This is a genomic window from Streptomyces sp. NBC_01116, from assembly GCF_041435495.1.
Taxonomy (GTDB): Bacteria; Actinomycetota; Actinomycetes; order Streptomycetales; family Streptomycetaceae; genus Streptomyces.
In genome coordinates this window covers 4850772-4865543 of sequence record NZ_CP108644.1, presented here as the reverse complement: position 1 = coordinate 4865543, position 14772 = coordinate 4850772, and the positions used below count along the sequence as shown (strand labels likewise).

General features: G+C 71.3%; 14 protein-coding genes and 1 pseudogene. 6 read left to right on the top strand and 9 right to left on the bottom strand.

Annotated features, from left to right (window positions below; genetic code table 11):
- Window positions 1-32: 32 nt before the first annotated feature.
- Window positions 33-617, top strand: a pseudogene (locus OG245_RS21265) (alpha/beta fold hydrolase); the annotation flags it as partial.
- Here OG245_RS21265 and OG245_RS21260 read toward each other — a convergent pair.
- The 7 genes from OG245_RS21260 to OG245_RS21230 form a co-directional block, all read right to left on the bottom strand.
- Entirely contained in the window at window positions 550-1140 is a 591-nt protein-coding gene (locus OG245_RS21260; RefSeq protein ID WP_371625073.1) for a hypothetical protein, read from the bottom strand. The pseudogene OG245_RS21265 and the gene OG245_RS21260 overlap by 68 nt on opposite strands.
- Window positions 1137-2960, bottom strand: a complete 1824-nt coding sequence (locus OG245_RS21255) for an alpha/beta hydrolase (RefSeq protein ID WP_371625072.1) — start codon at window positions 2958-2960, stop codon at window positions 1137-1139. The genes OG245_RS21260 and OG245_RS21255 overlap by 4 nt, the downstream gene beginning before the upstream one ends.
- Window positions 2957-3388, bottom strand: a complete 432-nt coding sequence (locus tag OG245_RS21250; RefSeq protein WP_371625071.1) for a hypothetical protein — start codon at window positions 3386-3388, stop codon at window positions 2957-2959. Before OG245_RS21250 ends, OG245_RS21255 begins: the two co-directional genes overlap by 4 nt.
- A 216-nt stretch (window positions 3389-3604) precedes the next feature.
- Window positions 3605-4147, bottom strand: a complete 543-nt coding sequence (locus tag OG245_RS21245) for an AAA family ATPase (protein ID WP_371625070.1) — start codon at window positions 4145-4147, stop codon at window positions 3605-3607.
- 192 nt (window positions 4148-4339) lie between these two features.
- Window positions 4340-6703, bottom strand: a complete 2364-nt coding sequence (locus OG245_RS21240; protein ID WP_371625069.1) for an LPXTG cell wall anchor domain-containing protein — start codon at window positions 6701-6703, stop codon at window positions 4340-4342.
- Window positions 6704-6954: 251 nt separating this feature from the next.
- Window positions 6955-7671 carry a DUF6333 family protein gene (locus tag OG245_RS21235; protein ID WP_371625068.1) on the bottom strand — a complete coding sequence of 239 codons (717 nt, stop codon included), beginning with the start codon at window positions 7669-7671 and terminating at the stop codon, window positions 6955-6957.
- Window positions 7672-7745: 74 nt separating this feature from the next.
- Window positions 7746-8162, bottom strand: coding sequence for a hypothetical protein (locus OG245_RS21230; protein WP_371625067.1), 417 nt, complete (start codon window positions 8160-8162; stop codon window positions 7746-7748).
- A 387-nt stretch (window positions 8163-8549) separates the two neighbouring features.
- Between OG245_RS21230 and OG245_RS21225 the strand changes: the two genes are divergently transcribed.
- The 3 genes from OG245_RS21225 to OG245_RS21215 all read left to right on the top strand — a co-directional run bounded on the left by OG245_RS21225 (window position 8550) and on the right by OG245_RS21215 (window position 11812).
- A complete protein-coding gene (locus tag OG245_RS21225) occupies window positions 8550-9419 on the top strand; it encodes a helix-turn-helix domain-containing protein (protein WP_371625066.1) in 870 nt (289 codons plus the stop codon).
- Window positions 9394-10200: an SAM-dependent methyltransferase gene (locus OG245_RS21220; RefSeq protein ID WP_371625065.1), complete on the top strand. Its 807-nt coding sequence runs from the start codon at window positions 9394-9396 to the stop codon at window positions 10198-10200. The genes OG245_RS21225 and OG245_RS21220 overlap by 26 nt, the downstream gene beginning before the upstream one ends.
- Before the next feature lie 88 nt (window positions 10201-10288).
- Complete coding sequence (locus OG245_RS21215; RefSeq protein ID WP_371625064.1) at window positions 10289-11812, top strand: helix-turn-helix domain-containing protein; 1524 nt, start codon at window positions 10289-10291, stop codon at window positions 11810-11812.
- A gap of 80 nt (window positions 11813-11892) precedes the next feature.
- On the opposite strand, the gene OG245_RS21210 is transcribed toward OG245_RS21215, so the two are convergent.
- Both OG245_RS21210 and OG245_RS21205 read right to left on the bottom strand, forming a co-directional pair.
- Complete coding sequence (locus OG245_RS21210; protein WP_371625063.1) at window positions 11893-12222, bottom strand: nuclear transport factor 2 family protein; 330 nt, start codon at window positions 12220-12222, stop codon at window positions 11893-11895.
- 101 nt (window positions 12223-12323) lie between these two features.
- Window positions 12324-13124 (bottom strand): alpha/beta fold hydrolase, encoded by an 801-nt coding sequence (locus tag OG245_RS21205; RefSeq protein WP_371625062.1) that lies wholly within the window; start codon window positions 13122-13124, stop codon window positions 12324-12326.
- 36 nt (window positions 13125-13160) lie between these two features.
- On the opposite strand from OG245_RS21205, the gene OG245_RS21200 reads away from it, so the two are divergent.
- Entirely contained in the window at window positions 13161-13778 is a 618-nt protein-coding gene (locus OG245_RS21200) for a TetR/AcrR family transcriptional regulator (protein ID WP_371625061.1), read from the top strand.
- A gap of 190 nt (window positions 13779-13968) precedes the next feature.
- Entirely contained in the window at window positions 13969-14769 is an 801-nt protein-coding gene (locus OG245_RS21195) for an SDR family oxidoreductase (RefSeq protein ID WP_371625060.1), read from the top strand.
- Window positions 14770-14772: the final 3 nt, after the last annotated feature.

The following is a 14772-nucleotide window of genomic DNA, read 5'->3' as shown; positions in this document are numbered from 1 at the left end:
CCGGCCCGAATAGATCATGCGACGGTCCTGGCATGTCGAGCGTGATCGAGTTGTCAGAGTCCTTCGGGTCGTTCGAGTCGTTCGAGTCCTTCGACGGGACCGCTATCAGCTGGCGGCAGCTCGGCTCCGGGGCGCCGGTTGTCATGGTCCACGGTTCCGGCGGTGGCTTGCACTCCTGGCAGCCGGTGGCCGAAGAACTCCACGACCGGTTCGAGCTGTGGATGCCGGCCCGGCGCGGGTACGCCCCGAGCGGGCCAGGTCGATCACCGAAGCGTTTCACCGACGAGGTGGGGGACCTTGAGGCCCTGATCGACAAGATCGGCCGCCCCGTGCACCTGGTCGGCATGTCCTATGGCGCCACCGTCGCCCTGCACGCCGCCGCAGCTGGGTTGCCGGTTCGCTCCCTGGTGCTGTGGGAGCCCCCGCTGTACGCAGCAGGCGCGGAACTGAACACCGTACTGGCCGAGTTCGAGGACCTGACCGCTCACGGCGACCGGCGGCGGGCCGATCGACAGTCGGAGCGCTGTGTTCCATGGGCTTCACGCGCGGTCAGGGCGAGGGGGTGGGGTCCGGTACCGAGGTTTCGGCAGACCAGAAGTCGGAGCGGACGTTTGGGGTGGGAACCTCGCCCTCGTACGTACGGCCGTTCGCCGCCCGCTTGGGCCCGGCCACCTTCGACTTCTCCACACAAGGGCTGGTGACCTCGAAGAACGCCTGCCCCTTGTAACCGAACTTGACTTGGATACCAAAGCCGTCCGGGGACGTGGCGATGATCGTGGGCAAATCCTTGCTCGGATTCACCATATCGATCCGATAGTCGCTCGCCTTCCAGAAGCGCTCGACCACACCGAGGAAGTTGCCTCGACGCTGTTCGGAGACGACCGTCATCACAGTCCAGTAGCGAGTCACATCGCAACTACCGGTAGTCGTCGTGTAATGGACCCATTCGATTTCCGGCTTGATCTCCCCGACTGTCGCGTAGAACATTCCGTCGGCACGCTCCGCCGCCCCCTGCATATCCATGCCTGCCACTGCCCCTTTGCCGTCCTTGGTGCCGCCCAACAGCCCGCACCCGGCGAGCAGCGCGCTGGCCACAACCACCGCACAAATCAGGCGAGCGGTCCCCGTGATGTGCCTCATCGATGCTTCTCCCTCACAATTTCCTCAGGACGTCCGCCGACGATATTGGCAATGTTGTCCGCCGACTTCTGATCCTTATCCGAGTCGAAATACTGGGAGTGAGCATCGAACTTTCCGGCCTCAAGGACCATCCTGGGTCCGTCGTGGACCTCGAAGCGCTGCGCTCCGAAGGCCCCACTCGCCGGATCCTTGCCGAAGTACAGGTCGTCGTTGCCGACGTCGAAGAGGTCATTGGCTCTCCTGGCCCCCTCCGGGCCTCCAAGCACCAAGGCAGGCCCCGCAGCGAGCGCGGACTCCCCCTTCGTGGGCAGGTGGGTGACCGGATCGTTGTCAGCTGCGCCCACGAACACATGGTCCTTGCCCACGCCGAGTTCCGTCGCCCCCTGCGCGTCCACGCCAGGGCTGCCGAGCAGGATCACATCATCGACGCCCGGAATCCCGCCGGACTCCTTGGCGGCCGTGCCCACGGTGAGCGAGCCATAGGAATGCCCGATCGCCGTCACGTGCGGGTCCTCGTTCGCGTTCGTCGCCGAAAGGCCCGCCATGAACTCGTTGTACGCCGGGGCGCCCCGTTGCGCATCGCCCTTCGTCATCACGTCCACGTTCTGCGGGGCGTCGTAGCCAAGCCAGATGATCGAGGCAGTGGACCGGTCCACTTTCCGGGCACCGATGGCCGTGTCATGGGCCCGCTTCATCGTGTCCTCAACGAAGTCGCCGTCGAGCTTGGTGCCGAGACCGGGGACGTACGCAGCGACGTGCCTGGAGGCATCGGGGTTCCCGTACGAGACGATCGCCCGTCCGTTGCCCTCATCTCCGACGCCCAGGAGGAACATCGGCGGTTGGCTCGACTCGCCGAGCTTGTCCTGAATCATGCGGAGGGCGTCGAGCTTGGTCTTGGCGTCGTCGCCGCTCTGGCGCGCCATCTCGTCGATGAGGACCGGCAGGTAGTTCCGGTTCGCCTCGTCGCGGACGACCGCCGGGATACCGTCCAGGCCGCCGATCAGGTCCGGTGCGATCTTCAGGTACTCCTGGCGCTGTTCCTCGGCCAGGCCGTCCCACCACTTCTTGCGCTCGGCCGGGCTCTTGTCCTCCGGAACGCTTTCGGCGAGGTGCATGCCAGCGGTGGAGCGGACGTCGGCGGTGTCCCTGAACACGTCCTCCAGTGTGGCCGCGGTGACATCGAGGCCCTTTTCCGCCCTCAGACCGTTGAGGGTCTTCGCGTACCGTGCATCGATCTCCCGCGCGGACCGTACGGCTCGGGCGATGCGGTCGGCCACGTCCTGGGCCTTCTCCGCGTTCGGGTTGACCGGGCTGAAGCCTGCGTAGCCCGGATACAGCGGCTGCCGGCCGGGCGCGACGAGGCCCGGCGGTTCCAGTGGGAGACGGGAGCTGCCCGTCGCCGAACTACCGCCCGGGGCCTCCTGCTTCTTCCCCGTCAGGTCGTCGACCTTGACGGCCGGATAGCTGACGGAGCCGTCCTCGTGAACCGTGAAGTTCAGCGATGCCGCGTCCTCCAGCGCCTGCTTCAACTGGTTCTGGGGGTCGGTCAGATCGCCGGCGAGGCCGTTGAGCGCTGTGCGGACCAGGCCGCACTCGGTCTGCACGTACTGGAAGTTGCGACTGAGTCGCCGCAGCCTGCCGAGGGCCGCCTCGGCCGAATCGCTCTCCTGGGTCTCGCGGAGCTTCGCGGACATCGCGCGGTCGACCTGGGCACGGTCGGAGCCCGAACGCGCCGATACCTCGTGCCACTTGTCGCCCGCCTGCGTGAACTCGGAGGTCTTGAGGTCACGCAGCATCTGCCAGGTGAGGGATCCGGTCATCGCTTCTCATCCGCCTTGCCGGGGACCTGGACACCCTCGAAGGACGACTTGGTCCCGGTCTCCGACTCCCCCATCTCCTTGGCGACCGTCAGCAGGTTCCCCTTGAGCTGCTCGCACTCGTCCCGCACCGCCTGAAGGCGCTCCTCCCAGGACGTCAGCACGCTCTTGAGAGCCGCGACGGACCTGAGGCCGGCGGCTCCCGCCTCGACGCCCTCGTGGCCGCGACCGAGAACCGACCTGCTCGTCCCCGCTCTGGTCCGTAAGTCGCCGGCGGTGCCGGAAGCACTGGTCCAAGGTCCTTTGCTGTACGTGAGGCGCCCTGTTCCGCCCGGTCCTGCCCCGGCGTCGTTGGACGCCGAGGCGAGCCGCATCGCGTGCCCGTCGCCGGCCGGTCCGAACAGCTCCTGCCAACGCTCCGAATCGGACATGACGTTCCCCCGTCTGCCTGCGTTCCCGTTCTTCGCCTCGCGAGGCTAGCGCAGGCAAAGCACACGTACGCGATCGGGAACGAGTTCAGGACAGGGAAATGGCTGAACAAACGTGCTGCTAGCGCGCTGATGCTTGCTTGTGCACCGGCCGGAGAGCGGGCGCGGTCCTGCCTCGCAGCGGACGAGAGACACCGCCCACCGTCCCGCAGGGCCGGGTCATGCGCCGGCCGGCCGGACGAACGACGGCCACCGGTCGGCGGCCCACTCCGGCCAGCCCGCCCATCCGGAAGGCGGGGCGGAAGCCGCGCGGCCGTCCCGTTCCGCCGGGTCGGGCTCCTCGAAGTGCTCCCGCCCGTGCAGGAGGTCGGCCTCGGTGAGCGGGTAGGTCTCCCGGGCGGCGGTCGCCCAGCGGTGGGCGATCCGGGCGCGCTGGGTCTCGTTGTCGACGGGCAGGTAGACCATGCGGAATCGCGCGCCCTCCGCCTCCGCCAGCCAGCGGATCGCGGACCGTTCGTCGCGGGACCAGCAGCCGTAGTCCACGACCACGTCGGTGCCCAGTCTGACCGCGTCCAGGGCGAGCCAGAGCATCCGCCCCTCCAGCACGTCGCGCGTCGCCCCGTCCGGCTCCGCCTCGCCGAACAGGGGGAGCAGCCACTCGTCGGGGGTCAGGCGCAGCGCGCCGTGCTCCTCGGCGAGCTGCCTGGCGCGTGTGGTCTTTCCGGCCCCTGGCAGGCCGACCATCAGGAACAAGGTGGTCACGCCTGGATCGTGTCAGGAAGTCCGGGCGGACGCCTACAGCGTTTGTCCGGATGGTCAACTGTCCGGCTCGTCGGCTCGTCGGCTCGTCGCCGGGTGGAGGGGCAGGCGAGACCCGCGGCCACCGGACCGCGGGCGGCCCACCACGTGGTGGGCCGCCCGCAGCCTGGTCCGGCCTGGTCCGAACGAAGGACCCTAGTCCCGGACGGTCGTACGGCGTCGGCGCATCCACCACACCAGGGCCCCGCCCGCCGCCGCGAGCGCGGCGGCGATGCCGACGAAGAGGCCGACGGGAGTGCCGCTGCCGGTGTCGGCGAGGTCGCCGTCGGGGTCCGGCCTGTTGCCGGGCGGGGACGGTGTGCCGTCGTCACCGGGGGTGGTGGGGTCCGGGGCCGGGGACGACGGCGGGTCGGACGGCTTGCCGGTGTCCGACGGGGTCGGCGTGGGCTTGGGGTCGCCGCCCGGGTCCTCGCCGCTCCCTCCGTCCGCCGGGCCCGCTCCGAGGTAGACGGTGTCGAGGTCCCGGTAGGAGGCGTCGTCGGACTTACGGGAGTTGACCACGGTGTTGTCGAGGTCCCGGTTCTCCGCGGCGAACTGGGCCTTGGGGATGTTCCGCTTCGGCTGCCGGGAGAAGTCGACGCCGCCGACTCCCTGGTTGTAGACCTTGCCGCCGTACTTCAGCTCGAACCACTCGATCCCCTTCTTGATCGAGTCCATGTAGCGGTTCCAGACCTGCTCACGGGTCCAGTCCTGGTGGGGTGCGTGCAGCGGCCACGCCGTGACGTCGTCGCTGTTGATGATGGAGCGGAAGTCCGTCGCCGTCCTGGCGTCCTGCTGGCGGATGTACTCGGCGGCGACGCGAGCGGTGTACACGGCCCGCAGGTCGGCGTAGTCGCGGTCGGTGTTGACGCGCTCCTCCACGAGCGGCATCACGTTCGTGGCGATGGACTGCTCGATCGCCTTCTTCTCCGCGTCGGACAGGTCCTCGCACTCGGTGGAGCCGGGGACGGTGTAGTCCACGTCGAGCCACTGCGTGCTGACCTTGAGGGGCGCGTCGAGGATGTAGATCCCGCCGTTCTCCTCACGGACCTGGGCGGGCTTCGGCTCGATCCACATGCGTACGCCCGGGAAGCACGGCATCCCGTTGCGGCGCGGCGCCGTGTCCCAGTACCGCTTGGCCCCGGGGTGCTTGTCCGGGTTCACGGCCTCGCTGAAGTCGTGCTTCATCTCCAGGTCGGCCTCCAGGAGGACGCGGCCGGCGTCGGTCTTGCCGAACTTCGCGTCCATGACCTTGTTCGGCTGGTCCGGATTCAGGTTCACCCAGAACTTGTCGGGCGTGAGCGCCAGCCAGGTGAACAGGGCGTCGGAGGAGAGCTGCATCCGGACCTCGCCGCCGAAGCCGGGGTTGTTGTCCGGGTCGGGCATCTGGTCGGACTTCATCGAGTACGACATGCCCTTGCCCTTGCCGAGCCCGCCGACGTAACGGAGTTCGAGGGTGGTGAAGTCGACGCCGCCCGGTCCGCCCCTGGGGAGGGTTCCCCTGGTGTCGAGACGGTTGGCGTCCCGCTGGAAGCGCCTGGCTTCCTCCAGGGTCCTGCCGGAGGACAGGGCGCGCTCGTTGGCGGGGCCGCGGGTGCCGCAGGTGCCGGCGCCGGCCGCCATCTGGCGGGTGCCGGTCTGGCAGGCGGGGGCGAACCAGCGCTGGTGGTCGGAGTACCCGCGGATCGGCGTGGTCCTGGGGACCGGGTTGTACAGCCGCTGGTTGCCCCGGACCTGGCCGGTCTTCCCGTTGCGCATGTTCCGCACATCGCGCTCCAGGTCGGCGATGTGCTGGGCCTGCCCCTTGCTGAACTTCTTCGCGCCGGTGTAGCGGAAGGTGTGGTCCGGCATCGACCGGGCCACGACGCGGTCGTTCGCGAGCTGCTTCGTCGTCAGCTTCGAGTTCGACTTGAACTCGTTGAACTCCTTCTTCACCGTGTTGTAGGCGTCGTACCTGCGCTCGCCGACCTTCTGACCGTCCTGGTCGAACAGCTCGACGGTGACCTCGCACAGCCAGTCCGGGCCGACCAGCTTGTAGTCGCGGACCAGTTGCCGCTCGAAGCCGGAACCCTTGTGGTTGTTGACCTGGTTGCGGATGTACCGCTTGTCGAACCAGTGCTTGAAGGCCAGACCCTCCTTGTTCGCGAAGTAGCGGGCGTAGATCTCCATCGCACGGTCGGCGGGCTTCTTCGACGCGTCGGCGATCTTCTTCCAGGCGGCGACGTTCTTGTCCGGGTCCCCGGGCACCTGGGAGAGGGCCTTCTGCTTCTCGGCGGCCGTCGGGGCCTGCAGCCCGTCGTACGCCTGCCCGGGAAGGTCGAACTCGAAGTTCTTCGGGAGGGCCCTGTCCTTGTAGATCGGGCCGGTGAGGTCGTCGGGGAACCCGGAGTTCGCCGGGGTCCTCGGCTCGGCCTTGAGGCCGTTGCGGACATCGCAGCGCTTGCCCGAGCCGGGCTTCAGCTTCGCGGTGACGGGCGGACCGGCCGCCTGGGCGGTCTCGACGGCGGGCAGACCGGTCACGGTGACAGCGGCGGCAAGGCCGACAGCAGCCGTGAAACGGGCCGCGAACCGCCACCGGGACGGTATACGGAACGTGTGATTCAAGGGCTCGTCTTTCCCTCTCGTGAGGGGCCTTGATGGGTCGTGGGCGGCGCGCCAGACCCCCGTGACATGTACGCGCCGCCCGAACACCATAGGCCTGGCGAGCCTCGCGGAAAGAAGGGATTCCCGGCGTGTCGCGGGCCCTGAACTTTCCTATGGAGTAAGCGAGTTCACATGAAGTACAGGGCCTCCATGTTCTGCACGGAATCCTCCGAATGCCTCACCCGGAACGCCGTGGTCTCCAGCTCCTCCCACCCCCAGGGGTCGGAGGGCCCGAGGGCCAGCCCGGCCAGCGGCGCCCAGGCGACCTCGTTCGCGGACTCGCGCAGGTCGACACCGGCGTTGTCGAGCTGCCAGCCCTTCAGTTCCAGGGAGGCGATCACGGCGCGCGGGTCGCCGGTGACGACGAACGGCTCGTCCCCGGGCCAGCCGGAGGCGTGGAACATCGCCCCGTCCGGCAGCCACACGAGGTCCTCGGTGTGCTCCATGCCGCCGTAGTAGGTGACCCGGCCCACGATCCGCGCGTCGGGGAACCGCTCACGCAGCGACGTGGCCGCCGACCGCAGCGGCTCGTCGTTGCCGTCGGTCGCGAACGCCGGAGTCACGATGCTGAGCATTCCGCCCCACGCGGCGGCGTGGACGACGCCCAGATCGGCACGCACGGACGACGGCAGCGGCGTCAGGGCGGAGCGCGGCCCGAGGTCTTCCAGCACCTCCTCGACGGCCTCGAACGACGCGGCGAACTCACGCGCCCGCTCCGGGTCCTGGGGCGGGAGGGCCCGGGCGTCGACGTCGAACGGCGGCTGCGCGACGGTGAGATGGCACAGTCCCATCGAACCGCGCAGGGTCCGGTCCGGAGCGGATGTCCAGTAGTCGGTGTCAGTCATGCGGGCCACGGTAGTGGCCCCGACTTCCGCCCCGCCGGGCCCGGTTCATGGCTCCCAGCAGAGGCGCGGAAGCTTCAGTCCTCCTCGCCCGGTCCGGTGGACCGCACCAGGGAGACGGGCTCCGTCTGCTGGTCGGACGCCGAGACACGGGTGGTGTGGCGGGTGAGGCGCAGCCCCATCGCGGTGAGCGCCTCGGTGTCGTACAGCGCGCACAGGAGCGCGGCGGCCGCCGGGAGCGGCAGTGGGCCGGCCGGGCAGATCCCGAGCAGGGCCGCCGCTTCGGGGTCGTCGAGTACGGCCTGTTCGGCGTGGGCGAGCACCTGACGGGGATCGTCGACGATGAGCTCGTCGATCTGGATCCGCTGGGCACGGACCCGCAGGTCGAGGGGGCGCTCCTGGGCGGGCCTCTGGACTCCGACGACGGCCCGGAGCTTCGGATGGGCGGGCCGGACCGGGTGGGGCGGACGGGTCAGGTCGGTCAGGTGGTTCATGCGGTGGGCTCCAGAGAACGGGCCGCCGGAACGACGGTGCGCGGAACGGCAGTGCACGGAACGGCCGGGGCGGGTTCGGGGTGGGGCTGGGCCGGGCTGGGCTGCTGCATAGGGGCGTGGGGGGCTGCGTGGGTGGGGTGTGGGGGGCTGCGGGTGGGGTGTGTGTGGGGGGCTGTGGGTGGGGGCGTTCGGGACTGCGTCGGGCACCGGTGGGGCAAGATCGTGCCGGTCTCTCCGAGTTGGCGTGTCGAGGAGTCGGACATGCTTACCTTGAGAGCGCCGTGCGGCCGTCGCAAGGTGCGCTGTGTGCACTGTGCGCAGACTGCGCGGAATGTCGGATAGATCGAGCCGGGGCAGGAGCGGGACCGGAGCGGGGAGGGGGAAGCCGTGGCGCGCGAGAGATCGGGGCGTACGGCGCGGCATCTGGTCCTGGTGGCCCGCCTGCGGCGGCTGCGGGAGGGCGCCGGCCTGTCCGTCCCCCAGGCCGCCACGCAGCTGGGCTGGCATCCCTCGACGCTGCGGCGGCTGGAGCAGGCGCAGACCTCCCTCGACGTGGGGCAGGTGTCCGCCCTGCTCGCCGCCTACGGGGCGGGCGCGGCCGAGACCGACGACATCATGGGGCGGCTCAACGCGGCCAACATGCCCGGCTGGTGGCATCCGTGGCGCGATGCGATGGCCCCCTGGCTGATGGACCTGATGAGCGTGGAGTCGGCGGCCGGCGTCGTACGCACCTGGGACCCGGCGCTGGTGCCGCCGCTGCTGCGGACCCCGGCGTACGCGATGGCCGTGGACGAGATCGGGTGCCCCGGCGGGGACGCCGCCGCGCGCCGGCGGCGGGCGGACTTCCTGGTCGAGCGTCAGAAGCGGCTCCAGGAGCAGCAGACCCGGCTCTGGGCGCTGCTCCCCGTCACCGCGCTGCGCGTCCGCGTGGGCGGCGACGAGGTGATGCGGGAGCAGCTCAGGACGATCCAACGGACGGCGGAGCGCGGGGATGTGACGGTGCAGCTGCACCCCGAGTACGCGCCCCCGCATCCCCTGACCGGTGTCCCGGCGCTGACCCTCTACCGGGTGGACGTCAGGGAGATCGCGGACCACGTGGTGCGGGAGGGCGGGCTCCCCGGCACGGCGGAGGTGTGGGACAGCCCCCACCCTGTGCAGACGTATCAAGGAATGCTGGACGTGTCGTGCGTGATGGCGATGCGGCCGGACCGAACAGGAGAGGTGTTGCAGGATGAGTACGACCGGAAATGGGCCTGAACTGCCCGCGCAGATCGACACGAGCGTCGCGCACTCCGCACGTGTCTGGAACTACTGGCTCGGCGGCAAGGACAACTTCCCGGCGGACCGGGCGGCGGGCGACGCCTACCGCGGGAAGTACCCGCTGATCGAGACGTTCGCGAAGGAGTCGCGGGACTTCCTGCGCCGCACGGTCACCCATCTCGCCCGGGACGCCGGAATCCGCCAGTTCCTCGACGTGGGCGCGGGGCTGCCGACCGCGAACAACACGCACGAGGTCGCCCAGCGGATAGCCCCGGACTCCCGGATCGTCTACGTCGACCACGACCCCCTGGTGCTGCTGCACGTCCACGCGCTGCTGACCAGCACCCCCGAGGGCGCCACCGCCTACGTGGAGGCGGACATGCGCGACACGGAGACCGTGCTCACCGGGGCCGCGAAGACCCTGGACCTGACCCGGCCCGTCGCCCTCGTGATCAGTGACGTCCTCGGGCACATCGTGGACTGGGACGACGCCCTGTCCCTGGTGCGCCGGCTGGTGGACCGGCTGCCCTCCGGCAGCTACCTCTCGCTCAGCCACTCCACCGCCTCCGACGACGCCCACCGCGCCGTCCAGGACGAGTACAACGCGAGCGGCGCGATCCCGTACATCTTCCGGGAGCCGGAGACCACGATCGCGTTCTTCGAGGGGCTGGAGATGGTGGAACCGGGCATGGTGTCCTGGCCGAACTGGCGGCCCGACGCGAACACCGGCACCACCACGGCACGGGCCGGGTGGGGCGCGGTCGCCCGCATTCCCTGAGCCGCCCTCCCCGACCCACGTCCACCACTGCCGCGCCGCGCACGGAACCTCCCCGCGCGCGGCGCGCACGGCCCGCAGAGGCTCACCCATGAGCAGCACCGGCACGACCGGCCACGAGGCCACCGGCCCGCGGGGTGCCCGGCACGGGCAGGAGACGGCGGACCGGCTGCTGCGGGCGGCGACGCGCTCCGGTGCGCAGCTGATCGCGGAGGCCGCGGACCTGGTCCGCGGCTGGGCGGTGCTGGCCGACCCCATCGCCGGCGCCGTCTACAGCACCCCCGCCGCCGCGGCCGCCGACGGCGTACACGCGGCCGCCGCCCCGCTGGAACACCCGCACTGCGCGCAGCGCCCGGCCGCCGGGGCCGTGCTCGTCCTGTCCCCGGCGCCCACCGTGCCCCCGGGGCTCACCGACCACGTCGCCACGACCACCGCGGCTCTCCTGGAGGTGCGCGGACAGCGGGCGGCGGAGCTGCGGGGCGAACAGATGCGGCTGCACACCACCCTCATCCGGCTGCTGCTCACCGGCCACACCGCCGCCGTCACCGAGACCCTCGGCGGGAGCAGGCTCACGCATGCCACGGTCTACCGGCTCTCCGGCGCCGACGTCCCCACCGCCCACGAAGTGCTCTGGCGGGCCGTACGCCCCTCACTCGCCCCGCACGCCGACGCCTGCACCCTGTTGGGCCGGACGGACGGCGAGCTGATCGTCACCGAGCTCCACCGCGGCGGTGACGACGGGCGGATCCTGCGCCTGGTCTCCCGCCTGAGCGAGCGGCACCACCTGCTCGCGGGCATGGCCGGGCCACTGCCGCTGGCCGAGATGCCCAGCGCCCACAGCGACGCCGCCGCCGCCCGGCACAGCGCGACCCCCGACCGCCGCATCGTCCCCGCCGGCTCCGTGGGCGCCTCCCGGCTCACCCATCTCCTGTCCCCCGCCCCGTACGCCCGGTGGGCGGGATCAGTACTGCGGCCGCTGCCCCCGGCCCACCACCACCTGCTCCTGGTGTGGCTCCGCACCGGCAGCAAGCCCCGCGCCGCCGCCGCGCTCGGCCTGTCGGCCGGTACGGTCCGGGCCCGGATACGCGACCTGTCGCGGCTGCTCGGCGCGGACCTGGAGGACGCCACCGTGCAGGCGCATCTGCTGCTCGCCCTCCGCGCTCCTGCTCCCGACCCCGAGACAGGCCGCCCCGGCAACCCCGGTGACCCCGGTGACCCCGGCGACAGCCGCAGCGGCCCCAGCGGCAGTCCGTCCGGTCCGTCCGATCCATCCGACCCGGACCGCCTGGACGCGCTGCCGGACGGTCTCCTGGACTCCGAGGCGGTCCGGGCCTGGGCCGTCGGCCTGGTCGGCGGACTGGAGCCGCATCTGCGGATCGCGCTGACCTGCTGGCTGCGCCACCGCGCCCGGACGGCCCCCGCCGCGGCCGAACTGCACGTCCACCGCACCACGCTGGCCGCCTGGCTCACCCAGTGCGCCGAGCAGCTCTCACGGAACCTCGCCGACGCCACCGTGCGCGCCGAGGTCCACCTCGCGCTGAGGACCACCCGGAACGGTCCCGACGACCCGGCGGCCCTCCCCCGGCGCGGCGGCCGCACCTACCGCCGCCTGTGACCGGAATCGAGCGGGCGCGCCGCCGTCGCAGAATCCGGGAGTCCGGGAGTCCGGGAGTCCGAGAGTCCGGGAATCCGGCCTCAGGACGGCGCCTGGCCCGTCTCGAAGCGGCTGACGCGGTCGCCGTCGACCGTGAAGATCCAGCGGGTCCGCATCGTGCCCCAGGTGTCGTTGGTGTAGTCGACGACGAGGGTGCGGCCGTCGTCGGAGGCGTCCACGACCTTCATGCGGCCGTTGGCCTTCGGGGAGAAGACCTCCTTCTCCGTCCAGGCCGCCAGGTCCCGTTCGCTGCCGTCGTCGGACATGGTGGCGTCCTCGGTGAGGACGTCGGTGAAGAAGGCGTCCCGGTCGCCCGCGTTCACCGCGGCGATGAATCTCTCCACCACCGGGTCGCTGATCGATGAGGTCATCGTGTTCCTCCTCGGCGCGTCCGGGAACGGGCGTCCCGGAGATCCTCACCGAGTCTCTGTCGGCACGCCCGCCACCGCATGTCGGGCGTGCCGGACCGCGCTCACCCTGCGGCGGCCAGGCCGGCGATCAGGCGGGCCAGCTCCACCGGCGCCTGGAGGTGGGACATGTGCCCCTGGCCGGGCAGCTCATGGAGCCCGGCACCGGGGACGCGCCGCGCGACGTCGTCGAACGACGTGCCGTAGGGGGCCGTTCCGCGGCTGGCCCCGCCGACGATCAGGTCGACGCGGTCCGACCGCCGGGCGAGGGCGTCCGGCGCGGGCTCCTCGTACAGCGCGGCCAGCTCCGCGTACAGCGGTCCGGCCAGGCGGCGCAGTGCCTCCCACACCTCGGGGTCGGCGCGCAGGGCGTCGACGACCGCCCCGTCGAGACCGGCGATGCGCCGGTGCACGATCTCCACGGCCGCGTCCCGGTCCGCCGCCTCCTGCGCGGCCTTCAGTTCCGGGAGGACGCCGAGGCCGAACGGGCGCATCACCGGCTCGTAGGCGATCACCTGGCGCAGGGGCCGTTCGTCGGCGGCCAGCAGGGCGATCAGACCGCCGTAGCTCCAGCCGAAGAGCGCCCGCGCCCCGCCCAGTTCGTCCAGGACCACGCCGAGGTCGGCCACCTCGGTCCGCAGCGAGTACGCGGCGGTCAGCGGTCCCGAGGGCGCCCGGCCCCGGCGGTTGACGACCGCCACCGACGGCCAGGCGTCCACGGCGGTCGCGACGGCACGCCACCCGAGGGCATCGCTCATCGCCCCGGGGACGACGACGAGGCCCGGCACGTCCGGCTCCCCGTACACGTCGACCGTGATCCAGCTGCCGTCGCCCACCACGAGCCTTTTCCGAATCGATTGCTCCATAAACTCATTATGGTGCGATCGCTCTACAATGCAAAGGTGCCCCAGCCGAAACGTGGACGCCCACGAGCCTTCGACCGCGACCGCGCCCTCCTCGACGCCGCCCGCCTCTTCTGGCGGCGCGGATACTCGGGCACCTCGACCCGCGACCTGACCGCACGGCTCGGGCTCTCCACCTCCAGCCTCTACGGCGCCTTCGGCAGCAAGGCCGAGCTGTTCGAGGAAGCGGTGCGCACCTACGCCGAGCGCTACCGCGAGATCTACCAGCAGGCTGCCGCCGCACCGGACTTCAGGACCGTCGTCGAACGCGTCCTCATCGACTCCGTCCACGAGTTCACCCGGCCCGACGACGAGCACCCCGGCTGCCTGCTCAGCAACGCCGCCATGGCCGACAGCACCAGCACCCTCGACACCAGCGCCTACTTCGCCGAGCTCCAGGACTCCAACGAGCGGACCCTGCGCACCCGCGTGGAACGCGCCGTCCAGGAAGGGGAACTGCCCGCCGGCACGGACGCGGCGGCCCTGACGGGGCTCGTCCAGGCCGTCTGGCACGGACTCTCGGCGCGGGCCAACCTCGGCACGGACCGCGAGGACCTGCTCGCGACGGCACGGCTCGCCCACGAGCTGGTCTGCGGACGCGGAACGCCGTCCGCCTGACCGCCCGCCGACCGGCGCGGACAGGAGGGCCTGACAGGAGGGCCTGGCAGGGGGGCCGGACAGGAGGGCCGCTCCGCCCCGCACCCGGGTGAACGGTCCGCCCGCGCAGGTCAGCACGGGCGCAACGGCGTCGCCCCGCCTGTCCGGAAAGGCCATTGACGTACGCGTGGGGGTCACGAAGGATCACCGCGTGACGAACACCGAACAGCTCCCGCCCGCCGCACGACCGACCCGCCCCGTCGCCCTGATCACCGGCGTCGGCCGCAGCATCGGCATCGGCGCGGGCATCGCGCGCCGCCTGGCGGCCTCCGGCTGGGACGTCGCCTTCACCTACTGGACGCCGTACGACCGCCGCATGGACTGGGGCGCCGAGCCCGGGGCCGCCACGTCCATCGCGAAGGAGCTGGCGGAGGAAGGGGCCCGTACGGCGGCGATCGAGGCGGACCTGACCGACCCCGACGCCCCGACGCGCATCTTCGACGAGGCGGAACAGCGCCTCGGCCGCCCGGTGACCGCGCTCGTCCTCTCGCACGCGGAGTCGGTGGACTCCGGGCTGCTGGACACCACCGTGGAGGCGTTCGACCGGCACTTCGCGGTGAACTCCCGGGCCAGTTGGCTGCTGATCCGTGAGTACGGGCTGCGCTTCCGCAGCACGCCCGGCACCGCGACGGGCCGCATCGTCGCGCTCACCAGCGACCACACCGTGGGCAACCTCCCCTACGGGGCGAGCAAGGGCGCCCTGGACCGCATCACGCTGGCCGCCGCGCACGAGCTGGCCCACCTCGGGGTGACGGCGAACGTCGTCAACCCCGGCCCGGTGGACACCGGCTGGATGAACGACGACCTGCGCGAGACCCTGGTGCGGGGCACCCCGCTCGGCCGCCTCGGCACCCCTCGGGACACCGCCCACCTGGTGGAGTTCCTGTGCTCCCCCGAAGGCCAGTGGGTCAACGGCCAGTTGCTGAAGAGCAACGGCGGCGCGGCTTCCTAGGCC